The organism is Corynebacterium sp. NPDC104732 (genome assembly GCF_055583565.1).
The window spans coordinates 18504-40670 of the sequence record NZ_JBVJNS010000010.1 but is presented as its reverse complement, the minus strand read 5'-3'; the positions used below and the strand labels follow the sequence as shown (position 1 = coordinate 40670).

Here is a 22167-nt window from a genome sequence, read left to right as displayed (position 1 = left end):
GATGGGAGTGCCGGGTCGTTGTGAACTCTCATTCGCTCGCAAAGAAGTGAACTGAGCGCTCGCAATAAACAAAATCCTGTGCGAGCGCTGGAAACACTGCGCGTGGAAAAGCTGCGACCGCTTCCCAGTGTGTCACGAAACTTGGCAAAGCGATAGCCCTAAACTTAGCTTTTAACCAAAAGCACAGGTCACGGGGACAAATATTTTCAGCAACCAAAGGAAAACGCATGCCCAACCACGCCACGATAGGCACGGAGATCGCCGAGTTTGTGCAGCGTCGCTACCCTAACTCCACCTGCACTCACCTGGAAACCATCCCGCCGAAGCCTGCGCAGTACGCGCCGTGGCCGGATTGGGTGTACCCGCCACTGCGACAGCACCTGGAGGATGAGGGGATACGCCAGTTGTTTTCCCACCAGGCGGCAACGGCGGATGCGGTGTATCACGGGACGTCCACGGTGGTGGCCACGGGCACGTCGAGTGGTAAGTCTTTGTGCTATTTGCTTCCCATCCTCACCATGCTGCAGCAGGACCCCACCGCCTGCGCCCTATACCTCACCCCCACAAAGGCGCTCGGCAGTGATCAGCTCACAAACGTGCTGCGCTTGACACGAGCTGTTCCAGATCTCGCACACATCACCCCTGCCCCTTATGACGGCGATACCCCCAGCGATGCCCGCGCCGGCATTCGTGACCAGGCTCGCTTCATTTTCAGCAATCCCGACATGGTGCACACGTCCCTGCTTGCGCATCATGCCCGGTGGGGTCGATTCCTCCGCAAGCTGAAGTTTGTGGTGATTGATGAGTGCCACTCCTACCGCGGAGTGTTCGGCGCCCATGTTGCGCTGGTGATCCGTCGCCTGCGACGCATTGCCGCGTTGTACGGCAGCGACCCGGTTTTTGTGTTGGCGTCGGCGACCGCCACTGACCCCGCCGAGCATGCCACGAATCTGATAGGTAGCCCTGTGCTGGCGGTGACGGAGGATGGCGCCCCAACCGGCGCCCGAACTGTGATGTTGTGGGAGCCGGGCTTCGTGGAAGGCGCAGCCGGCGAGCACGGCGCCCCGGTGCGTCGCGCTGCGACGACTGAGGCTGCAGGCATCATGGCCAGCGCAATTAGCGAAGGTGCGAGGACGCTGACGTTTGTGCGTTCGCGTCGCGGGGCCGAAGTGGTGGCGCTGCGCACGGCTGAGGAGCTGACGCTGATGGGCCGTCCGGAGTTCGCGCAGCGGGTGGCGTCGTACCGCGCGGGCTATCTGCCGGAGGACCGCCGCAGGCTGGAGCAGCTTCTCGACGACGGTACCCTCCTCGGCGTAGCCACCACGAACGCCCTGGAACTGGGTATCGACATCGGCGGGTTAGATGCCGTGGTCACCGCGGGATTCCCGGGGACGATTGCGTCGTTTTGGCAGCAAGCCGGCCGTGCGGGGCGCCGGGGGCAGGGTTCGTTGGTGGTCTTTGTAGCGCGGGATGAACCGATGGACAACTACTTGATTCACCACCCAGAAGCGCTGCTAGGGCGGCCAATCGAGCGGATTGTGTTTGACCCGACGAACCCTTATGTCCTGCGCGGTCATGTGTACTGCGCTGCGGTGGAGAAGGCCTTGAGTGATGAGGTGTTGGATCAGTGGCAGGCGCGTGGCGTGGCTGAACAGCTCGCCAGGGAGGGGTTGCTACGGCGCCGCTCGCATGGCTGGTTCGCGGTGGACTCTGGGCAGGCAGAGCTGACCCCGGATACTGCACATGCCGCGGTGGGATTGCGTGGCGGGTCTTCCCGGGAAGTGGTGATTGTGGAGTCGACCACGGGCCGACTGCTGGGAACGATTGATGCGGAGCGGGCACCATCGCAGGTGCACCCCGGCGCGGTGTATATGCACCAGGGGGAGACATTTGTGATTGACGAGCTCGACCTGGACGACGGCATCGCGCTGGCGCGTCCGGATGCGCCCGATTGGTCCACGTTTGCCCGGAGCACGACGGACATCCGCATCGTGGGTAATCCTGGCCCTGGTGAGCTGCGTGACCTGGGCGGTGGCGTGTGGGTTGCCGCCGTTGATGTTGAGGTCACCACTCAGGTGACGTCGTATATCACCAAGCTTCCCGACGGCACAGTGCTCGATTCCGTGGCCCTCGACATGCCCCAGCAGCTTCTTGCTACCCGGGCGGTGGCGTACACCGTTGATCCACTGGCGCTGTCCGCGATGGGCATTGCGGCGGCAGACATTCCCGGCGCGTTGCACGCTGCTGAGCACGCCGCGATTGGGATGTTGCCCCTGCTCGCGACGTGTGATCGGTGGGACATTGGCGGGGTGTCCACCGCACAACACCCTGACACGGGCCTGCCTACGGTGTTCGTTTACGATGGTCACCCCGGTGGCGCTGGTTTTGCGGATCACGGCTTCCGACGCTTTGGTGAGTGGATCACCGCGACCTTTCAGACGGTTCGTTCCTGTAGTTGTGAGAGTGGATGTCCTTCCTGCATTCAGTCGCCCAAGTGCGGCAATTGCAACCAGCCGCTTGATAAGGCTGGCGCGATCGCGTTGCTGGGGGCGTTGGTGTCATTGGTGTCGGATTAGAGTAGGCCTGCTCTGGCTGTGGCCCGTTGCCCGCTAATGTCCGCCGTGACCAGCACGTCTGCATCGTTGATGGTGCAATCGGTGATGGTTGCACCGTTACGCTGTGCTGTGTCGCGAGCTTTCTCGCAAGGCGGTACCGAACTGGTGGCGAGCGCCATCGCTCCTGCCACTGCAGATAGCTCTGCGCTGACCTGCGCCCGGTGAGTGTTGCTGACGGTGCGGACGGCGGCAGCTGCGATGAGCGCGAGCGCGAGCAGCGCTGCAATGGTTCCGGCGGCCCCAATGGTGAGGGAACCGTCGTCGTTATCCAGGCGCATGAACAAGCTCCAGTGGGTAGGTGGCGGATGCTGTGACTGTGGTGAGCGGGGTGGGTATGGCGATGGTTGCGGTCGCCCACACCCCGTCATCGCGGTACGTGACGGTGCCGCGAGGCGGCTGGTACGAGACGCCGAGCGCATGTGCCCTGGCTGCCGCCCCCGCCATGTCCACAGCCGAGATGTACCAGGCGAAGGTGGTCATGGCGGTGACGATCAGTCCAGCAACAATGACCAGGCTCGCGACCCCGAAGGCTGCTTCGATGGTCACGGACCCGTCGTCGTTGTGCAGGCTAGCTCGGTGACTTAGACAGCGCACTGGTAATAATGTTGGTGATTGCGTTGACAACTTGGTCGCCGTTGACCACCGTGAACAGCACGGCGGCCAGCGCAGCGGCCGCGAGCGAGCCCATGGCGTACTCGATTGTCGACATACCCTCGTCGTCACGGATTTTTTCGTTGAGTAGTGCGAGCATTGTGTTCTCCTAATTGTTAATGATGCTGGTTGCAAGGTTGATGATGATGGGGACGAGCCCCAGGATGAGGAACGCGGGCAGGAAGCACACTGTCAGCGGAATGGCGATGACCACCCCTGCGCGTTGTGCTGCTGCGGTTGCTGCATCGGCGCTGCGTGACCTGATGTCTTGTGCGCTTCGTTCGCACAGCGCCGCCAGTGAGCTTCCGGTGTGTTGCGAGAAGGTGCTCTGCCGGATGAGCTCGCTGAGTTCCGGTATCCCTGCGAGGGGATGCCAGGCCGTTGCTGCAGGTACACCGATACTGAGTAGTGCTGCTACACTGGCCCATTCTGCGGAGGCTGAGCGGCTCACCTGCGATACCGCGTCGGCTGCCACCGCTTGGGTGACACCGGAGCGCAGGCACGCTGCGAACAGCTCAATATCCGCTGCGACATCGAGATTGGTGATGGGACCATCGCGAGGTCGCCTGGTGAGTTGATGCTGCTCTACGATCCTGTTGACCACGGAACGCTCCGTGCTGAGCCACATTGCTGCGGCGACGAAACATAATCCCATCATGTGACTGCCCTCGGGTTGCTGGCACGGGCGACGATCACGTCCACCCACAGGAATCCTGCGCAGGCGAGGGCTGTCCCGACAACGAGCAGCACTTGCCCCAGGGCGGTGGTGGTGAGGAACGGGATGGGGTTTGCTCCCATACCGCTCCCCATCGCGATCCCACCGAGTGGCAGGAGCGCCAAAATAACCGCCGTCGCCTTCGGCCCTTGGAGCGCGGCATCGGTGGCGCGCGCGTGGCGCAGGTGAGCATCAATGCGTTCTTGAACGTGCACCAGGAGGTTCGAGAGGGCAATGCCTTTGGTTTCTGCGATGAGCCACAACCGGGCCGCTGACCGGAGCTCTGTGTACACTGCGGGGGCTTCGAGAAACGCACCAGCCGGCGACATCCCAGCCGCGCTGCGATGAGCCGCGATGGCACACACACCCTGCAGTGGTTCTGCTACCTCGGTGGCTGCGTGGGCGATGGCTTCGTGGGTAGTTGCGCCGGCCTCAAGGTCGGCGGCCATCGCACCGAGCAAACTCGCGGTGTCGGTCGCGGCCTGCTCACGCGCAGCTTGCCGACGCCCCTCCCACACCTTCCGCACTGCCACAGCGAGCACCATGGCCAATGAGGCCACCACGCCGGGTCCGTGCATTATCACAAATCCACCGAGAACCACGATGGGAATGAGCAAAAGCTTCGTTTTCCGTGGGCGGTATGACATTCTCAAGGCTGGCGATGGTGAGGAGAGTAGCAACGCTGTACCGATCGCGAACAACGAGTTAATCATTAGATGGGCTCCCCTTTAGTCGGCTCTAAACCATTAGGGGTTCGCCAAATTGTTTCCAGTTCCAAGTGTTGTTTACGCAGCTCAGCGACCTCTTCGACGATGCGGCCGTGGCGGGTGCGCTTCATCATGATCACGTAGCGCACGGCTGCCGCTAGCTGGGTGTGCAGGGCCGGACCGTCGAGTCCCCCGAGCATTGCCAGCGCTTCCAAGCGCGCTGGGACTTCAGATACCGAGTTGGCGTGGACCGTTCCAGCACCACCGTCGTGCCCCGTATTCAAGGCTGCGAGCAGGTCCACTACTTCCGCGCCACGGATTTCCCCGAGCACGATACGGTCGGGCCTCATGCGCAGCGCCTGTTTCAGCAAATCCGCCATGGTAAATACGCCGACGCCTTCCACATTTTTACTGCGGGACACAAGTGACACCACGTGCGGATGCGCAGGTCGTAGCTCTGCGGTGTCCTCGATGCAGACGATCCGCTCCTCAGCCGATACCTCACCCAGCAGCGCCGACAGCATCGTCGTCTTGCCTGTGCCGGTTCCCCCGGCGACCAGGAACGAACCTCGTTCGGACACGATCGTTCCCAGCAGCTGCCTGCCGTAGTCGTCGATGCACCCTAGCTCCACCATGCGATCCAAGGTCATTGCAGCTTGCCGCAGCACGCGTAGTGAGATGCAGGTCCCCGAGTCACTCAGAGGCGGAATGATCGCGTGCACGCGGATGCTGGTGCCGTCATCACGCCGTAGCCGGCCGTCGGCGAAGGGCTGGGCGTCGTCAAGCCTGCGCCCGCAGGCCACCGCAAGTCGGGTGGCCAGTTGCCTTACCTGTTCCTCGGAGGCGAAGCTCAACTCGGCCCGCTCGAGTCCGTCGCCCCGGTCGAACCACACCTGACCTGGGCCGTTGACCAACACATCCGTAACTCCTGGCAGCGCCAAAAGGCTGTCCAACGCACCGGCCCCAGAGGACTCCTGGCGCAGCTGGCGTAGCAGCCCCAGCAGTTCAACGTCGCTAATCACCCCTGCTTCCTCGCGGATCAGCGCGGCCACATAGTCCGGGGGAGCTGCTGCTAGCGCCCCATACTCCGCAGCAATCTTCAGCTGCACTCTGTCAATGACATCCACGACTTCCCCCTACAGCTCATGGTTGAGCGCACGCACCGCGCCTGACAGCCCGCGTGGCACGCGGACCAGTCCCTTGGTTTCCAACTGCTTCGCCAGGCCCGGGACCGACGGCACCTCAGCCACCACGCGAATCCCCGACAGGTCTCCCACTTCGCCACGATCCATCCCTGACCAGCCCCGATACCGCACCACCCCCAGGAAATCCACCTCCGGATACGCCGTGGCTAACGAAGACGCCGCCGCTACCGCACGCAGCTCCGCAGGAATCACGAGCACCACCGAACTCACCGCGCTGAGCACATCCCCAAAACCCGGAAGCCGAACAGACAGATCCACCACCACTGGAAAACCTGCCAATGTCTCCAGCGCCGAACACACCCCGGCGGCACTACAGCTAGGCAACGCCCCCTTGCTCCGCGAATGCGTCAGCACCCCTAGCCCTTGCGAGGTGGGCAGTGCGCCCCACAAGTCCTCGGCCGCCACGGCCCCCTTCTCTAAGTTCACGTCATTCCACCGGGCACCCACCTGCTGCTCCATCCCGAGTAACAGGTCGAGGCCTCCGGAGTGCGGGTCGGCGTCGATAAGCACTGCCCCCTCCCCCTGTGCCCGCGCCAACGCGGCGGCCAATACGCTCGCCCCGCTGCCGCCAACCGCGCCCAGCACCCCCACGCTGTTCCGCGTCGCGCGCTGCGACGCCCCACGCTCCCCCAACACTTTCAGCAGCTCAGGAGCCTGCGCCGGCACGACGAACCCATGCGCGGCCCCCACCTCAACAGCGCACTGCCAATCCACCGGCCCAGGGTCACGCTCCACGAGCACCACCCGAGAATGCCTCACCCGACCACCGAGTTCACTGGCCATCTGTCTATCCACCACTACAGCGCTACACCGGCTCGCCGCCCGCCTCACCTCCTGGGGGCTGCGCACATCAATAATCTTTTGGCCGGTAGCCGCCACAATTTGCACCACTTCCGGGTGCACGGCGGGATCTGTCACTGCAACAACAATGCTGGAATTCATGCCCACAGCATCCATCCCGGTGCGCGTTCCGCCAATACCCCACTGGCTCTACCTGTGGATAACCCCACTTTTCGCGCACGTTTCAACAAAAACTGTGGATAACGTAGAAAGACAAAAGTACTCGGCACGTAACCCGCAAAACCCGGGAAGCATTCCCCGGGTTTCGGCGCTTTTTTGAGCTTCACACCTGCTATTTCGCTAATTTCAGCCCACGACCCGGGGAATGCTTCCCAGGTTTTAGCAGGAAAACCAGAGCCGCCCATGAAACCCCCAGAACGCGCCCCACACAAGAAAAAAGGGACGGCCCGCGCTTCGGGGGGGGTGCGCGGGCCGTCTATATTTTCTTACCCGACAACAGGGGGGGTTGTGCCGGGGCTGGCCACACAGTATATCGGGGCCTTGCACTGTTGATTATACACATCACTGTCTTTAACACAATGCCCCACCGGGCAGACTTTCTGGTTACACTTGGAAGCCGTGAGTTCTCTTGGTCGTTCTTCCGAAACCACGCACGGCGCAGAGCTGCAAACACCCCGCGTCGCTGCGTTTTTTGACCTGGATAAGACCATTATTGCTACGAGCTCGGCCTACGCCTTCGGTCGAGAGTTCATGAGCAGTGGGCTCATTTCACCCCGCGCAGCACTGCAGATGAGCTTGGCCCAGGCAACGTACATTCTCGCTGGTCACACCAGCGAGCAAATGGACAACACGCGAGATCAGCTAACCTCCATGATCGCTGGGTGGGAAGTGGAACAAGTCCGGCAGATCGCGGAAGAGACGATGAAAAATGTGGTTTCTCCTGCGATCTATCAGGAGGCGCGGGATCTGATTCGGTTCCACCAGAACTTAGGGCATGATGTCATCATCATTTCCGCTTCGGCTACCGAGCTCGTGGTGCCGATTGCGAAAGAGCTTGGGGTGACCCAGATCGTGGCCACCGAGCTTGCCACCAAAGATGGTGTTCTGACTGGTGAGGTGCTGTTTTACGCTAAAGGCCCAGCGAAGGCCGAGGAAATCCGCCGTTTGGCCGAAGAAAACGGCTACGACCTGGACCGGAGTTTTGCCTACTCGGATTCCGCCACCGATATCCCCATGCTGGAGGCGGTAGGAAATGCCGTTGCAGTGAATCCGGATCGGCCATTGCGGCGCGCGGCGCTTGCCAACGATTGGGAAATCAAGACGTTTAAGAACCCAGTCCCGCTCTTTACGGTTCCCTCCACCAAGGAAGTATCGATCGGCACAGGGGTGGTCGCCACCATCGCTGCCGTGACAGCAGCGGGCGTGTGGCTTTATCGGAATAACAAGAACTCCTAGGCTTGGCGCGCGATGGATTCTGCCTCCGTGGCGCCGGCGATGAAGGCACGCAGCTGGAAGTCGCAGAACTGTTTCGGGTCGCTGAGGAAATCCAGCTCCTGATAGGCACGTGCGTGCCGGTGTAGGTACACCTCAGGCACAGTCAGACCTCGTGGATCAAAGCCGGTTGCCACGGCCGCGAGACGGCTTGCAGCCCGCGCGATCACCCCTGATCGCGCCCCAAAAGGCTGACACCCCAGCACCACCCCGTGCACAACACCTGGCAAAAACTCATGCCCTGTGACAATCACCTGTGCCAACTGCTGCAGCGCCACGACATTGTCGGTAGGTTTCCCATCACCTCCGGCCAGCACATCCATGCGCGCCAACACCTGCAGGGGCGCGCGAAGAAACGTGCGGGCGGTGCCCTCAACCGCATCGGGGGCAAGGACAGACGCCACGTCAATCGCGGTTTCGGCGGGGATGGCGTCGATAAGCGCAGAAAGGCGAGCGCCCCGCAGCACCGCCTCCGAGGAGGTGACGGCGGAGCGACGCAGGCTCACAGGTCGACGGTGCACCGCAGCGATCGTCTCTGTAGCTGCGGTGAATAATTCGGGGGACACTAGCGACATGGGCACTACTGTACGCAGGATAAAAGGCGAGTCGTTCGCACCAGAGCAAATTTCGTGGCACGATTGACAACAAAGACTATGACACACAAATTTGGAGGATTACCGTGAGCAATGCCAAGGGGCTCTACACCGCAGGAGACGACAGCTTCGCCCCACGGGTGAATGCGATCCCTCTTTCCGACGTCGATACCCGCGCTGCAGGCCAGGGCTCCATCGGTGATCTGGTAAGCGACGCCACTGCTCAGATGTCCAGCTTGTTCCGGGCCGAGGTAGAACTGGCTAAGGCGGAGCTGGCGGTCTCCGCTAAGAAAGGCGCTATCGGTGGTGGCCTGTTTGGTGCGGCGGGAACCATCGCACTGTACAGCTCTTTCTTCTTTTTCTTCTTCCTTGCAGAACTGCTGAAGCTGTGGCTTGACGGCTGGGCAGCCTACTTGATCGTCTTCCTGCTGATGCTGGTACTCGCGGGTATTTTCGCGTTTGTCGGTTTGAAGAAGGTCAAGCAGATCAAGAAGCCAGAAAAGACCATCGAGTCTGTGCAAGAAATGAAGAATCTGGTTCCTGGCCAGGCCCAGAAGAAGCTGGAAGCCAAGAACCACGGCATGTACTCCTAAACCACATGCCACCACTAACGCCCGGGGATCTTTCGATCCCCGGTCCTTTTTCCCACGAGCTGGTGCATACGCGAGGCACCCGGTTGCATTGTGCGACCGCGGGCAATCCGCAGGCACCGCTCGTTTTGTTGTTGCATGACTGCTTGGGGGGCTGGTTTGATTACCAGTTCATCATTGAGCCGCTGAGTAAGTCACTGCATGTTGGGGCTATGTCGGCTCGGGGGTTCGCTCAGTCGGATAAGCCCCCATCGGGGTATTCGCTGCGCCACGCTGTGGGCGATGTGTCCGGCATGATTCGCGCGTTGGGACACGGCCGCGCCACGATCGTTGCCTCGGGCACCGCTGCCCGGATCGCGACCGTGCTAGCAGCAAATTATCCGCAGCGGGTCCGCTCCCTGGTGTTGATTGATCCGGTCGCCCGAAGCAGCGCTGCTAAGTCCGCATGGGCGTTGCTGGCGAGCCGGTTCCCAGACCTGGTTGCTCGCATGTCCCTTCCGAAGACTGAGACCGGTGAGGTACAGCGCACGACTGAGCTGCGCGTGCTGTCCTACCAGCTGCCTGGCACCCATGCCCCACGGGTGAAGCATGCTCGGATTGCGGGTGCTTACCTCCCGACCGGATGGACGACGGCGCTGACCCAGCCAACAATTTATCTCGATGACTTCCCGCAGCTGCTACGCCCGGCTGAATGCGCGGAGCAGATCAGCAGCAGCGTTATTTAAGCACGCACTCCTGGGTATCCACCGGGGCGGTGAGCTGCGTGTAGTCACCGATGGTTTCCAACACTTCGTCCTTCGTGAGGGCGTAACCCGTGTCTGTATTGTCTGCGGCTGCGCCAAAGATCATGCCCAGGAGGGCGCCATATGAGTCGGTCAGTGGCCCACCAGAGTTGCCTTGTCGCACGGTTCCACGCAATGTGTACGCTTCGCGATCCAGACGTGTGGTGGCGTAGATGTCTGGGCCATTGATGGTGATTTTTTCCTTGATGCGTGCGGTGGTGGCCTTGAACGGCCCGGAACCGGGGTAGCCGATCACAATGGCGTCGTCGCCCGGCGCGGCTGGCTCGTCGGCCCATTCCATAGGGGAAATCCCCAGGTCTGGCACGTGGATGACAGCGACGTCAACATCGGGGTTGTACAGCACCACGGTGGCTTCTCGAACTCCCAGCATGGTGTCGAGTTTCACGGATTCAGTTCCGGCGACGACGTGGGCGTTGGTGAGGACGTAGTCGTCGTCGAAAACAAAGCCGGAGCCGGACAGCAGATGGCGACATTTTTCGGCTTGTCCGGTGACGTGTACGACCGATGGGCGCAGGTTTTCTACAACTTCCGGGTGCTCGACTTCGATCAGTGGTGCCAGCACTTGGACGCTGTTTTGTTCTTGGAATGGCGACAGCAGTGGTGGCAGGCCGGATTCGTTGAGCATGGCTGCGATCTGGTTGGGGAGAGATCGCATTGGGGCGGGCATCACTCGGTCGACGTAGTGCAACACTTGGGATGCCCGTAGTCCTTTGGCGAGGTTGCTCGGGCCAGCGGTGGTGAGTGGGATGGCGATGAGCCACAGCACGAGGAGCGTAGCTGCCACCTGGAACAGTGATCCGATGGCGGAGTCGAGGCGCTGCGAGAATTTGGTTCGGATGTTTTGTCGGAGGTTGCTTCCCACGTAGCTGCCGAGCATGCTGCCGATTCCGATGAGGAGCAGCACGGTACTGATGGCGAGGAGAAACCGGAAGGCGGTGCTTTCTGTGTAGCTCATCACCCAAGGGGCGAGGAAAGCGCCGCCGAATAGGCCGGATAGCACGCCGGCGGTCGACAGCACGGATGAGAAGGCACCTTGACGCCACCCGCCAAAGAGGACGGCAATCAATATAATCCCCAGAACGATGTCGACGATCATGCCGGGGTTGTCACTGTATGCAGACACGGGTCTCCTGGATTAGGTGGCTACGCTTGGTCGAGGTTTCATCTTACGCTGGTTACCGCTGCTCACCATTGCGGGAGCCGCGGAGCGCAGTGGCGAGGTCAATGCCCATGGGGTTCCAGGGTTCTTCCCACCCGGCGGCGCGGATGGTGGCGGCCAGCACCCCTGCGGTGAATCCCCACACGACGTAGCCGCGGTGCCAAAACGCTGGTCCTTGCCAGTTTCCCATCCGCACGATGAAGCGGTTTGCGGGGTTGACCAGCTCGGAGATGGGCGCGCGGAAAATGTCGTCGTTTTCTTCCGGGCTCACTACGGTGAGTTCTTTTGGTTCCTGCCAGTATCCGAGCACGGGCACCACGGGGTTTCCGGTGGCGCGGATGGCCAGTTCCCCTAGCTGCGCGAGTGGGGTGACAGTGCGCCTATCGAGTCCGGTTTCTTCCCACGCCTCACGCAGCGCGGTGTCCACGGGGCTGGTGTCTTCAGGGTCGACGCGCCCGCCGGGAAACGCCACCTGCCCGGAGTGGGAGCGCATGGTGGGCGTGCGGTGGGTAAGCAGCACGCTGGCGTCGCTTAACGACGTCCCGGAGTACAACATCAGTACCGCAGAGCGTCGCTGGTGCGCTGGCGCCGGTTGTTCGAACCCGGAGATCAGGTTCCCTTCGGTAGCTCGGCTCACCAGTGTCTGCAGCCAGGCCGGGGATTCCTCTGGCCGAAGGGTGGTGTTCATCCCGGCGAGATCGTACCCCGTCATCGGCTCAGTGCTTCTTTCACCGCGGTTTCTAGCTCCGCTTTCGAGGCGAACACAGCGGGGAAGGTTTGAACGATCTGCTGGTTTTTATCCATTACCACGGTGATGGGTACCACTCCAGGGAGGCCGTAGGTCCCGGCGAAGGTGTTGTGGTCGTCTTGGAAGCTGGGCAGTTGCACTCCGAGTTCGTTGAGCAACGCAGCACCATTGGCTGCGTTAGTGTCCGCATGGACGCCAACGACGTTCCACTCCGGGTGGCTCTCGGCGAGGGCGTCGAACAGCGGTAGCTCCTGGCGGCACGGCCCGCACCACCAGGCCCACACGTTGACTACGGTCGGGGCGCCCTGGGCGGAGTGGGAATCCGCGCCGAGGCAGGGCAGTTCGACCTTGCCGAGAGTATCCACGGGGCATTCTGGGCGGGCAGCGACGGGTGTGGCTTCCTCCTCGTGTTTCGTGGGAGATCCCAGCATTGAAGGAACGAGGAAGACGAGGGAGATGAGGATGAGGGCGCTCGCAACGATCGTCCAGACACCTGTTTTACTCAACGTTTCCCTCCACTAGCGCTAACAAGTGCTCGCGTTCTGGCCCCTTCACCAGCTGCTCTGCCGTCACAAAATCCGCGGTACCGGCCTTGCCAAAGCTAGGGCACAGCTTAGCGATAAAACAGGCGCCACACGCAGCCCGCCGGGAATGGCACACCCGCCGACCGTGAAAAATGAGCCGGTGGGACACCATCGTCCATTCTTTCCGCTCAATGAGCTCTTGCAGCTGCTTTTCGACGGCCACAGGGTCGGTCTCCTCAGTGAGCCCCAGGCGACGCACCAACCGCCCGAAGTGAGTATCCACCGTAAGCCCAGGGACGCCGAAGGCGTTTCCTAACACCACATTTGCGGTTTTGCGCCCTACCCCGGGCAGTTTCACTAGATCTTCGAGTCGGTTGGGGACTTCGCCATCGTGGTCGTCGTAAAGCTGCTGCCCGAGCTTGATCAGCGCCTTCGCCTTGTTGCGGTAGAAACCTGTAGGACGAATCAGCTCCTCAAGTTCCGTGAGGTTCGCTGACGCATACGCCTCCGCGGTGGGGTACGTGGCGAATAGCGCTGGGGTGACTTGGTTGACTCTCACGTCCGTGGTTTGGGCGGATAGCACTGTGGCCACCAGCAGCTCTAGCGGATTGGTGAAATCGAGCTCGGCCCGCGCCTCGGGATAACAAACCGCCAGCATGCGGTTAATTTTTCGGGCACGACGTTTGCGGGCCAACGGTGATTCAGCCATAAGAGCAGTATAGTCGGAGGACATGAGCGTCCTCTATGCCGTCTTTACTCCAATCGTCATCGCTGTCTTTGCCATCCAGATGGAAAAATTTGAGACTTTTTCGACACGAGCGAGCACCCCAACCACCGACCCAACTGCCTAAACTTTCACATTTCCCCAGGATTGTCGCTTTTGTCACAGAAAAAACTGCACAATCGGGCAAAGAACAGGTAGAGTTTTAGCAGAGCTACAGCGTGTGCTGCATCGCATATCTTTTCCAGGCACACGACTTTCACAAGAAGGAGAAGTGAATTGGAAGGCGTACAGGACATCCTGTCACGAGCTGGAATCTTCCAGGGCGTAGATCCAATTGCAGTTAACAGCCTGATCCGCGACCTTGAATCCGTTCGGTTCCCACGTGGCACCACCATCTTCGAAGAAGGCGAACCAGGCGATCGCCTCTACATCATCACCGCCGGCAAGGTGAAGCTGGCCCGCCATGCCAACGACGGCCGCGAGAACCTCCTCACCGTCATGGGCCCATCCGACATGTTCGGTGAACTGTCCATCTTCGACCCAGGCCCACGCACCTCCTCCGCGGTGTGCGTCACCGAGGTTCAGGCAGCCACCATGAACTCCGAGATGCTTCGCTCCTGGATTGCCCAGTACCCGGAGATCTCCGAGCAGCTGCTGCGTGTGCTGGCACGCCGTCTGCGTCGCACCAATGCGTCCCTCGCAGACCTGATCTTCACCGATGTCCCAGGCCGCGTGGCGAAGACTCTGCTGCAGCTGGCGAACCGCTTCGGCACCCAGGAGGGCAACGCTCTCCGCGTGAACCACGACCTCACTCAGGAAGAGATCGCCCAGCTGGTCGGCGCTTCTCGCGAGACCGTAAACAAGGCCCTGGCAACGTTCGCGCAACGTAGTTGGATTCGTTTGGAAGGCAAGTCGGTGCTGATCACGGACGCTGAGCACCTGGCTAAGCGCGCCCGCTAGAACGCGAAAAATCTCCATACCGAGTTTGGTTCGGTATGGAGATTTTTTATGTCTTACAGAGAGTCCAGGTACCGCACGGTGACGCGGGTGGACTGGGCGGCTGCGCTGCGCAGCACGGGGTCAACGTCGGTGTAGATCTCATCCACCAACTGCTCCACGGTTGCGTCTTCCCCGAGCTTCGCCCGGGCTTCCTTGACCTGCCGCAGGCGCTGCTCGCGACGGTCTAGATACTTGCGTGCAAGTTCCGCAGTGTTCGCGTGCTCTGGCCCGTGGGCGGGAAGCAAGGTGACGCCTTCGCCACGTTCTTCCAGCATGCTGAGGGTCTTGAGGTAGGCGCCAAGTTCACCGTCAGTTTCGGAGATCATGGTGGTGTGTCGGCCCGCGATGGTGTCGCCAGTGACGATGCCTTCGAGGGTGGACTTACCCGGTTCCCCGCTCCAGATGAAGAAGCAAACGGAGTCGCTGGTGTGGCCAGGGGTGTGCACGACCTCAATCTGAGGCGTCAGGCCTGGCAGAGTGATGATCTCGCCGTCCTTGAGCGCATCGGCGCCACGGCTGTAGGACGCGTCGAAACTGCGAACCGGCACGCCAGTAAGCTGCCGGAAGCGATCGATCGAGTCCGCGTGGTCATGGTGCCGGTGGGTGATCAGAATGAGGGCGACCTCAGCGGCCTTTTGATGCAGAACGTTAAGGTGGCCTTCATCCTCCGGGCCTGGATCGATCACGACGCTGACTTTGTCTTCCGGTCCGCGGATAATCCAAGAATTAGTACCTTCGAGCGAGCTGTAGCTTGGATTTGGGCACAGCACGACGGCGGTAGATTCAGTAACAGGACGAAGTTGACTGTAAGCAGGGTGCTCCATACCCACTAGCTTATCCTTTTCCAGATCTAAAGGGCGTTTGATTAGCTGGCGATTTCAACCACAATCTCGATCTCGACGGGTGATCCTAGTGGCAGTTCGTAGACTCCCACCGCCGAACGAGCGTGTTGACCGGCATCGCCGAAAATCTCACCGAGCAGATTTGACGCGCCATTAACGACGCTCGGCTGCCCATTAAACCCTTCCGCAGAGGCAACAAAACCCGTCACTTTCAGTACACGGGTCACGTTGTCGATACCCACCAGGGCATCCACTGCCGCGAGGGCGTTGAGCGTGGCAGTCCGCGCCAAGTCCTCCGCAGCTTCAGCAGTGACGTCCCATCCTACTTTTCCGGTGGCGGGGAGGGAGCCGTCGATAAACGGCAGCTGCCCCGACGTCCACACCTGGTTGCCTACTTGTACTGCAGGTACGTATGCGGCAACGGGCGTCGCAACGCTAGGCAGCTCAATGCCCATTTCTGCCAATTTCTTGGAGATCATTGCTTCTCTCGCTTCAGGTAGGCGACATGGCTTTCTGGGTTCGGGCCAGGCAAAACAGTGACGAGCTCCCAGCCATCTTCACCCCAGGTGTCAAGGATTTGCTTCGTTGCGTGCGTCAGCAACGGCACGGTGGCGTATTCCCAAGTAGTCATGCCTATATTCCTACCAGTTCACCGCCCGAGGCGAGATATTCTGCCCAACTGGTGATGTGTGGGTTCTTGCGCAGCAGCGCACGGCGCTGGCGTTCAGTGAGGCCACCCCACACGCCGAACTCGACTCGGTTATCCAGGGCGTCGGCGCGGCACTGCAACATGACTGGGCAGTGGCGACAAATTGCCGCGGCGCGACGTTGTGCGGCACCCCGCACAAACAATGCGTCTGGGTCGCCGTCGCGACATTTCGCCAACGTAACCCATTCACCTCGGTCGATTAACTGCTGTTCAGTTACCAACGATGCAGTCATGTTCTCGGCCTCCTTGCTACACGTCTGTGTGACGTATGTAAGTGTATTCACACAATTTACAGACTGTCGAATGTGTCACACAAATGGGGGTCTACACACGAAGAGTTTTTGCGTAGGGTATTAGAGGTGTCCAGTTTGAAGTCATTAGCCAAAGCTCTCGGGGCGATAATCGCAGGAGGCGTGGTCGGCGCAGCCGCCCTAGCCCCCGTCGCCAGCCTGTCCGGCGTAGCCATCGCGCAGACAAACGCGACGATGCAATCAAACCTCGCCGACCTTACCGACGGCACTGCCCCCGGCGTCTCCACGATCACTGACGTGAACGGCACGCCCATCGCTTGGATCTATGACCAGTACCGGCTCGATGTGAAGTCCGACCAGATTTCGCCCAACATGAAGAAGGCGATCGTCGCCATCGAGGACCGTCGCTTCTACGAGCACGATGGCGTGGACTGGCGCGGCACTGCCCGCGCTATGCTCACGAACCTCACCTCCGGCGCCGTAGAACAGGGCGCATCGACGCTGAACCAGCAGTACGTGAAGAATTATTTGCTGCTTGTCGACGCCAAAACCGAAGCCGAACAGGTTGCCGCTACCGAAACGAGCTATGCCCGCAAACTCCGCGAGATGCGCATGGCTTCTGACCTAGAAAAGCACCTGGGCAAGGATGAAATCCTCACCCGTTACCTGAATATCGTCCCCTACGGCAACGGCGCTTTCGGGATCGAGGCAGCCGCGCAGACGTACTTTGGCAAGCCAGCCCTAGAGCTTTCCATCCCGGAATCGGCATTGCTCGCCGGAATTTTGCAGTCCTCCTCCGCGCTGAACCCGTACGTCAACCCGGAAGGAATGACGCAGCGCCGCAACCAGGTTCTGGACGCCATGGCTCTCTCTGGCGACATCACCGCAGAACAAGCAGGCCAGTTCAAGGCTGAGCCACTTGGCATTTTGGAATCGCCAAACCAGCTCCCCAACGGCTGTATCGCTGCCGGGGATCGGGGATTCTTCTGCGACTATGCACTCAAGTACCTGGAAGGAAACGGGGTGTCTCCAGAGCAGCTAGCTCGGGACGGCCTAACGGTAAAGACCACCCTCGATCCAGCGGTGCAGGACGCAGCCCGCAAGGCGGTCGCGGACCACACCGATCCCAAAGCCGTCGGCGTCGCCGAAGTGGTCAACGTGGTGGAGCCGGGTCAAGACACCCGCCGAATCTTGGCGATGGCCTCCTCCCGCGAGTACGGTCTCGACGCGGAAGCCAGCCAAACAGTGCTGCCACAGACCTCAGTACGGCTCGGCAATGGCGCTGGCTCGGTGTTCAAGATTTTCACCGCAGCAGCAGCCATTCAGCAAGGCATGGGCATCGAAACTGAACTCGACGTCCCTAAGCGCGTCGAAATCTCGGGAATGGGTTCCGGTGGAGCCCAGAATTGCCCACCGGGGAAGTACTGCGTAGAAAACACAGGTGCCTACAAACCAAAAATGTCCCTCAAGCAGGCGTTGGCACAGTCACCCAACACCACGTTTGTCAAGCTCATTGAGCAAGTAGGGGTTAAGGACACCGTTAATATGGCGGTGAAGCTTGGACTGCGCGACTACCAGGACGCCGGCAGCTTCGATGGCCAATCCTCCATCGCGCAATACTTCACCGACCACAACCTGGGATCCTTCACGCTTGGCCCCACGGCCGTGAACCCCCTCCAGCTATCAAACGTGGCCGCAACCCTCGCGTCCGAAGGCATGTGGTGCGAACCGAGCCCCATCGAATCTGTCACCGACCGCACCGGCCAACCAGTCCAGTTGAAGAAAAAGCCTTGTGAGCAGGCAGTGGAACCGGCCGTTGCACACGCCCTCGCCAACGCGTTGAGCGACGACATCAAGAACGGCACCGCAGCACCAGCGGCTGGGAATTGGGGCTGGAGTGCACCGACTGCTGGCAAGACCGGTACTACCGAATCGCACCAGTCAGCTGCCTTCATGGGATTCAACTCGAACTTCGCTGCCGCGCCGTACATCTATAACGACGGCACGCAAACCACGCCACTGTGCACCGGCCCAGTCCGGCAGTGTGGCGAAGGAACGCTTTTCGGTGGCATGGAACCTGCGAATACGTGGATGGCTATCGCGACAAACACTCCGGGCGCCGCAGCTGGCACGCTCCCACAGGTGGATCCAACCCTGGTGAAGGGCAAGACGCAGGCAATCCTCGATCAGGTGAATGGCAAAGACGCCACGACTGCGCAGCAACTCCTGCAATCTCAGGGCTACACAGTGACCATCGAAATGGTCAGCGGACCGTCGAACAGAAAAAACCGCGTCATTAACGTGAAACTGGGGAACACCCGCGACGCAAAACCTCCCGTGACACTGCTGATTTCCGACGGTTCCCAATATGTTCCACCGGCCCCAGAACGGGGTCGAGGCAGTGATGAACGGCCAGGCCGACCTGAGGGACCAGCCCAGCCACCATCATTGGAAGACTTGGTGAATAACTTCCTGCGACAAAACGGGCTATAGGGCTGCGCGGACAGCCGTCGATAAGCGCTTGCCATCGACGCGCCCCGCTGCCGCCTTCGTCGCTGCCTGCATCGCGGACCCCATGTTCGGGTTCTCCAGGCCGGCGATCATGTCCTTGACCAGGGCGTCCAGCTCCGCGTCCGTGAGCTGCTTCGGCTGGTACTCGGCTAGGATCGCGGCCTCGGCGAGCTCACTGTCCGCCAGCTCCTGACGCCCGTTCTGGGCGTAGACCTCGGCAGACTCCTTGCGCTTCTTGATTTCACGGGCAATCAACTTCAAGATGTCCTCGTCAGTAGCCTCATGCTTGGAGCCGCTAACTTCCTCCATCAGAATCGCCGAAAGCAGCATGCGAAGCGTATTGGTGCGCTGCTTTTCCTTGGCCTTCATCGCTGTTTTGAGATCATCTCTAATCTGCTGTTTCATGAGTTTCAGCATACGCACCGGTAGCATGGCATGCGTGAAGAAAATCTTGCTTTCCTTGTTCGGTGCCGGCCTCACGACCATGGCCTGGGGGTATTCGGAGCTCTCACGCTTCCGGCTCAAGCACGAAACACTCGAGGTATTCGAACCAGGTTTTCTCGACGGCGGAGAGTTCACCATCCTGCACATCTCCGACCTCCACATGCTGCCCGCCCACAGCAGGAAACAGCAATGGGTCGCAGCGCTATCCGCCTTAAACCCCGACCTCGTGGTCAACACCGGTGACAACCTCAGCTCCGCCGACGCCGTCCCCGCAGTACTCCGCGCTCTGGGCCCACTGCTCTCCAAGCCCGGGCTGTTTGTCTTTGGCACCAACGACTACTTCGGGCCACGCCCCGTCAACCCCATCGGTTACCTCCTGGGCAAGAAACGCAAAGTCAGCGACCAGGCCCTTCCCTGGGAAGGGATGCGCGCAGCGTTCCTCGAGCACGGCTGGCGCGATGCCACCCACCAACGCCACGAATTCAAGGTCGGTAAGGTACGCATCGCAGCCGCAGGTGTCGACGACCCCCACCACAACCTGGACAACTACTCCCTCGTAGCCGGCTCCCCCAACCCCGACGCCGACCTAACAATCGCACTCACCCACTCCCCCGAACCACGCGTACTCACACAATTCGAAGCCGACGGCTACGACCTCTCCCTCTCCGGCCACACCCACGGTGGACAGCTGTGCCTGCCCTTCGAACGGGCAATCGTGACCAACTGCGGCATCGACCGAACTCGCGCCAACGGGCTACACCGCTTCGGGAAAATGTGGATGCACGTCACCAACGGCCTCGGCACCTCACCCTACGTGCCATTCCGCATCTTCTGCCGACCTTCCGCCACCCTGATTCACCTCGTGGAAAGGCCAATTAGCTCCCAGTTTTGGGATTGCGTCTATCAGGCGTAACCTAAATGGGCAACGGGATATAGCGCAGTTTGGTAGCGCACGTCGTTCGGGACGACGGGGTCGCAGGTTCAAATCCTGTTATCCCGACACTAAAAACCACCTGGTGACAGGTGGTTTTTTGCTTGGGCAGGGCTTGCGATTCCTGGGAGTGGAGGGGCGGTTTTGGCCTGTGGGATGTAGGGAAGCCCTCGGCCCCGACATTATGCCCAGCCGGAACCAAAGTCCCCGACATTACGCCCCCGACAATGCCCCAAAAACACCCCGAATACCCCGAACTTCGGGAGGGTAATGTCGGGGCCAACAGTGGCAAGCCCAATTCATACACGGAGCCGGGATTACTGAGGCTGGTGAGGCAATTGAGACAAGGTGATGCAGCCGGAACCAAAGTCTCCGACATTACGCCCCCGACAATGCCCCAAAAACACCCCGAAGACCCCGAACTTCAAGAGGGTAATGTCGGGGCCAACGAAGCCGCCAGCACCCCCTACTTCACCATCCGCTTGATCGCGGCTTCTACTTCGGCGATTTTTTCGGAAGGGTCCCCTGCGCGGGCTGCCCCGACCACGCAGTGTTTGATGTGATCACCAAGGAGTCCCAACGCCACGTTTTCTAGGGCGCTATTTGCTGCGGAGATTTGGGTGAGGATGTCGATGCAGTATTCGTCTTCTTCGACCATGCGGTGGATGCCGCGGATCTGGCCTTCGACGCGTCGGAGCCTGGCCAGATATGCATCTTTAACTGCGGTGTAGCCGTGGTCATGGTTCACGTACTGGCACCACCTTGAGCACGAGGCCGGAGAGGGCAGCTATAGCGGCCAACACTGCGCAGGAGACACCGAGGATGAGGTGCGAGCCGCTGTTTCCTAGTGCGGAGAGGGATGCGGTTGCGTAGTGCATTGGCATGAGGTGGGCGAGCACATTCCACACGCTGGATACGGAAGCACCAGATGCTTGTTTCCATACCCAGCCGACGATGCCCGCTTGGATGAGGAGGAATCCGTATCCGGCGTAGCGGCCTCGCGTTCCGAAGAGTCGGACGAGCGCGTTGCTGAACAGTGCCGCGGTAAGACCTGCCAGGATGACGATGCCGACCAGTCCGGCGCCGACCAATGGGGTGAGGGAGGTTCCCAGGACCAGCACTAATACCGCGCCCAGCACAACGGCGAGCAGCCAGCGCCAGCGATTAGAGAAGGATGCTCCGACCATCACTACAGCGGCGATGAGGAACCCGAGGAGCGGGACGAGCAATGGAACGACTGTAGCCGTCGGTTCTGGGTCGGCGGGGAGTGCCCGCTGCACCGAACCGATTTTTTCTTTGTTGTTGGTGGCCATGCCGTCAATTTTGGTTGCACCATCGCGAAGGCCGCCGGCACCGGTGGAAGCTTCAGCCAGGCCTTTATCTAGTTCCGCGAGGCCAGCAGCGAGTTCTTTGGAGCCTTTCGTAGCGGTGTAAATGCCGTCGTGGTAGCTGTTTCCGGGGACCGCAAGCTGGTTCGCAATCTCGCGGGAGCCTGAGCGCAGCGCTGCCAGCTGGTCGACCATGGCGCCATCGAGCTTGAAGCCGTCGACTTGTTTGCGGAATTCGCCGAGACGGTTGCGGAGCTCCTTGGACTGCGGGTCCCAGCGTGGGGCCAGTTCGGCGTCGGCTTTGTCGATTTCGGCAATGATTTGGGTCTGGAGCAGCGCCAAGCTTTGCACTTGATCGACCGCTTGGGCTACGCCGTCGGCGACTTTCACTGCGCCGTCGCCAAGTTGGCCGGTACCTGCTTGCAGTTTCACTAGTCCCGCGGAAAGTTCGTTGGCTCCGGTGAGGGCTGCGGTAGAGCCCTCGTGGAGTTGGCCCACGCCGTCGGCAAGCTGGCCACTGCCCTTAGTCAGTTCACCCGTGGCGCCTTTGAGCAAACCGGCTTGGGACGCCGCTTCACCTGCTGCGCGACGTGCCGGGACGAGGTCGGTGGCGCCCGGCGCGGCGGCTGGTTCGGCTGACCAAGTTGCTGCTGGTTCTATTTTTGCGACTGCAGCGTACACTGCCCCTCCGATCAGAGGGAGCAGCAATAGTAGGGTCAGCAAAAGGCGACGAAGGAGACTCATGCGATAAGGGTAGAAAACAACCGGCCAATCAGCAGGTAGGCGCACCGAAAGGCCGGGTTGTTCCACCTGGTAAGATTTTCTA

General features: G+C 60.7%; 26 protein-coding genes and 1 tRNA gene. 8 read left to right on the top strand and 19 right to left on the bottom strand.

The genetic code is table 11. The annotated features are described in order from the left end of the window. The first annotated feature begins 227 nt into the window (after window positions 1–227). Entirely contained in the window at window positions 228–2576 is a 2349-nt protein-coding gene (locus ACZ6ZO_RS08565; protein ID WP_465291923.1) for a DEAD/DEAH box helicase, read from the top strand. On the opposite strand, the gene ACZ6ZO_RS08560 is transcribed toward ACZ6ZO_RS08565, so the two are convergent. The 7 genes from ACZ6ZO_RS08560 to ssd all read right to left on the bottom strand — a co-directional run bounded on the left by ACZ6ZO_RS08560 (window position 2573) and on the right by ssd (window position 6835). Continuing rightward, window positions 2573–2893: an Rv3654c family TadE-like protein gene (locus tag ACZ6ZO_RS08560; protein ID WP_465291921.1), complete on the bottom strand. Its 321-nt coding sequence runs from the start codon at window positions 2891–2893 to the stop codon at window positions 2573–2575. The two genes, ACZ6ZO_RS08565 and ACZ6ZO_RS08560, sit on opposite strands and share 4 nt — an antisense overlap. Continuing rightward, the gene (locus tag ACZ6ZO_RS08555; RefSeq protein WP_244311046.1) at window positions 2880–3161 is read right to left on the bottom strand and encodes a hypothetical protein; all 282 of its coding nucleotides are present in this window, start codon (window positions 3159–3161) and stop codon (window positions 2880–2882) included. Before ACZ6ZO_RS08555 ends, ACZ6ZO_RS08560 begins: the two co-directional genes overlap by 14 nt. A 22-nt stretch (window positions 3162–3183) precedes the next feature. Further along, entirely contained in the window at window positions 3184–3366 is a 183-nt protein-coding gene (locus ACZ6ZO_RS08550) for a DUF4244 domain-containing protein (RefSeq protein ID WP_182387094.1), read from the bottom strand. Between the two features lie 9 nt (window positions 3367–3375). Then, entirely contained in the window at window positions 3376–3924 is a 549-nt protein-coding gene (locus tag ACZ6ZO_RS08545) for a type II secretion system F family protein (protein WP_182387095.1), read from the bottom strand. Beyond that, on the bottom strand, window positions 3921–4559 hold the full coding sequence (locus tag ACZ6ZO_RS08540) for a type II secretion system F family protein (protein WP_208768565.1): 639 nt from the start codon (window positions 4557–4559) through the stop codon (window positions 3921–3923). Before ACZ6ZO_RS08540 ends, ACZ6ZO_RS08545 begins: the two co-directional genes overlap by 4 nt. Window positions 4560–4693: 134 nt before the next feature. Next, a complete protein-coding gene (locus tag ACZ6ZO_RS08535; protein WP_465291917.1) occupies window positions 4694–5815 on the bottom strand; it encodes a TadA family conjugal transfer-associated ATPase in 1122 nt (373 codons plus the stop codon). A 9-nt stretch (window positions 5816–5824) separates the two neighbouring features. Beyond that, window positions 5825–6835 carry a septum site-determining protein Ssd gene (gene ssd / locus ACZ6ZO_RS08530; protein ID WP_182387098.1) on the bottom strand — a complete coding sequence of 337 codons (1011 nt, stop codon included), beginning with the start codon at window positions 6833–6835 and terminating at the stop codon, window positions 5825–5827. 477 nt (window positions 6836–7312) lie between these two features. On the opposite strand from ssd, the gene ACZ6ZO_RS08525 reads away from it, so the two are divergent. Continuing rightward, entirely contained in the window at window positions 7313–8149 is an 837-nt protein-coding gene (locus ACZ6ZO_RS08525) for an HAD family hydrolase (protein ID WP_182387099.1), read from the top strand. Here ACZ6ZO_RS08525 and ACZ6ZO_RS08520 read toward each other — a convergent pair. After that, window positions 8146–8760 carry a hypothetical protein gene (locus ACZ6ZO_RS08520; protein WP_182387100.1) on the bottom strand — a complete coding sequence of 205 codons (615 nt, stop codon included), beginning with the start codon at window positions 8758–8760 and terminating at the stop codon, window positions 8146–8148. The genes ACZ6ZO_RS08525 and ACZ6ZO_RS08520 overlap by 4 nt on opposite strands. Window positions 8761–8864: 104 nt before the next feature. Between ACZ6ZO_RS08520 and ACZ6ZO_RS08515 the strand changes: the two genes are divergently transcribed. Further along, the gene (locus ACZ6ZO_RS08515) at window positions 8865–9371 is read left to right on the top strand and encodes a phage holin family protein (RefSeq protein ID WP_465291914.1); all 507 of its coding nucleotides are present in this window, start codon (window positions 8865–8867) and stop codon (window positions 9369–9371) included. A 5-nt stretch (window positions 9372–9376) separates the two neighbouring features. Then, entirely contained in the window at window positions 9377–10093 is a 717-nt protein-coding gene (locus tag ACZ6ZO_RS08510) for an alpha/beta fold hydrolase (protein WP_465291912.1), read from the top strand. On the opposite strand, the gene ACZ6ZO_RS08505 is transcribed toward ACZ6ZO_RS08510, so the two are convergent. The 4 genes from ACZ6ZO_RS08505 to nth form a co-directional block, all read right to left on the bottom strand. Then, complete coding sequence (locus ACZ6ZO_RS08505) at window positions 10086–11267, bottom strand: MarP family serine protease (protein WP_465291962.1); 1182 nt, start codon at window positions 11265–11267, stop codon at window positions 10086–10088. The two genes, ACZ6ZO_RS08510 and ACZ6ZO_RS08505, sit on opposite strands and share 8 nt — an antisense overlap. A gap of 79 nt (window positions 11268–11346) precedes the next feature. Beyond that, window positions 11347–12042, bottom strand: coding sequence for an NUDIX hydrolase (locus ACZ6ZO_RS08500; protein WP_465291910.1), 696 nt, complete (start codon window positions 12040–12042; stop codon window positions 11347–11349). Further along, entirely contained in the window at window positions 12039–12509 is a 471-nt protein-coding gene (locus tag ACZ6ZO_RS08495; RefSeq protein WP_465291960.1) for a TlpA family protein disulfide reductase, read from the bottom strand. The genes ACZ6ZO_RS08500 and ACZ6ZO_RS08495 overlap by 4 nt, the downstream gene beginning before the upstream one ends. A 67-nt stretch (window positions 12510–12576) precedes the next feature. Then, window positions 12577–13311 (bottom strand): endonuclease III, encoded by a 735-nt coding sequence (gene nth, locus ACZ6ZO_RS08490; RefSeq protein WP_465291908.1) that lies wholly within the window; start codon window positions 13309–13311, stop codon window positions 12577–12579. 291 nt (window positions 13312–13602) lie between these two features. Here nth and glxR point away from each other — a divergent pair, with 291 nt between their 5' ends. Further along, window positions 13603–14286 (top strand): CRP-like cAMP-activated global transcriptional regulator GlxR, encoded by a 684-nt coding sequence (glxR, locus tag ACZ6ZO_RS08485; protein WP_182387105.1) that lies wholly within the window; start codon window positions 13603–13605, stop codon window positions 14284–14286. A gap of 53 nt (window positions 14287–14339) precedes the next feature. On the opposite strand, the gene ACZ6ZO_RS08480 is transcribed toward glxR, so the two are convergent. Genes ACZ6ZO_RS08480 through ACZ6ZO_RS08465 form a run of 4 tightly spaced genes read right to left on the bottom strand, consistent with a single transcriptional unit; the run spans window position 14340 to window position 16109 of the window. Continuing rightward, window positions 14340–15149 carry an MBL fold metallo-hydrolase gene (locus ACZ6ZO_RS08480; RefSeq protein WP_182387106.1) on the bottom strand — a complete coding sequence of 270 codons (810 nt, stop codon included), beginning with the start codon at window positions 15147–15149 and terminating at the stop codon, window positions 14340–14342. 41 nt (window positions 15150–15190) lie between these two features. After that, complete coding sequence (locus ACZ6ZO_RS08475) at window positions 15191–15646, bottom strand: RidA family protein (RefSeq protein ID WP_465291905.1); 456 nt, start codon at window positions 15644–15646, stop codon at window positions 15191–15193. Continuing rightward, window positions 15643–15798 carry a DUF4177 domain-containing protein gene (locus ACZ6ZO_RS08470; protein ID WP_182387108.1) on the bottom strand — a complete coding sequence of 52 codons (156 nt, stop codon included), beginning with the start codon at window positions 15796–15798 and terminating at the stop codon, window positions 15643–15645. Before ACZ6ZO_RS08470 ends, ACZ6ZO_RS08475 begins: the two co-directional genes overlap by 4 nt. 2 nt (window positions 15799–15800) lie before the next feature. Next, window positions 15801–16109 (bottom strand): WhiB family transcriptional regulator, encoded by a 309-nt coding sequence (locus ACZ6ZO_RS08465; protein ID WP_465291903.1) that lies wholly within the window; start codon window positions 16107–16109, stop codon window positions 15801–15803. Between the two features lie 126 nt (window positions 16110–16235). Between ACZ6ZO_RS08465 and ACZ6ZO_RS08460 the strand changes: the two genes are divergently transcribed. Further along, on the top strand, window positions 16236–18620 hold the full coding sequence (locus ACZ6ZO_RS08460) for a transglycosylase domain-containing protein (protein ID WP_465291901.1): 2385 nt from the start codon (window positions 16236–16238) through the stop codon (window positions 18618–18620). On the opposite strand, the gene ACZ6ZO_RS08455 is transcribed toward ACZ6ZO_RS08460, so the two are convergent. Further along, a complete protein-coding gene (locus ACZ6ZO_RS08455) occupies window positions 18615–19052 on the bottom strand; it encodes a GatB/YqeY domain-containing protein (RefSeq protein WP_465291958.1) in 438 nt (145 codons plus the stop codon). The two genes, ACZ6ZO_RS08460 and ACZ6ZO_RS08455, sit on opposite strands and share 6 nt — an antisense overlap. Before the next feature lie 16 nt (window positions 19053–19068). On the opposite strand from ACZ6ZO_RS08455, the gene ACZ6ZO_RS08450 reads away from it, so the two are divergent. Both ACZ6ZO_RS08450 and ACZ6ZO_RS08445 read left to right on the top strand, forming a co-directional pair. Beyond that, on the top strand, window positions 19069–19995 hold the full coding sequence (locus ACZ6ZO_RS08450) for a metallophosphoesterase (RefSeq protein ID WP_465291956.1): 927 nt from the start codon (window positions 19069–19071) through the stop codon (window positions 19993–19995). A gap of 13 nt (window positions 19996–20008) precedes the next feature. Next, a tRNA-Pro gene (locus ACZ6ZO_RS08445) sits at window positions 20009–20082 on the top strand. A 397-nt stretch (window positions 20083–20479) separates the two neighbouring features. On the opposite strand, the gene ACZ6ZO_RS08440 is transcribed toward ACZ6ZO_RS08445, so the two are convergent. Beyond that, window positions 20480–20800, bottom strand: a complete 321-nt coding sequence (locus ACZ6ZO_RS08440; RefSeq protein ID WP_417924957.1) for a metal-sensitive transcriptional regulator — start codon at window positions 20798–20800, stop codon at window positions 20480–20482. Continuing rightward, window positions 20751–22085: a hypothetical protein gene (locus ACZ6ZO_RS08435; RefSeq protein WP_465291899.1), complete on the bottom strand. Its 1335-nt coding sequence runs from the start codon at window positions 22083–22085 to the stop codon at window positions 20751–20753. The genes ACZ6ZO_RS08440 and ACZ6ZO_RS08435 overlap by 50 nt, the downstream gene beginning before the upstream one ends. Between the last annotated feature and the right edge of the window lie 82 nt (window positions 22086–22167).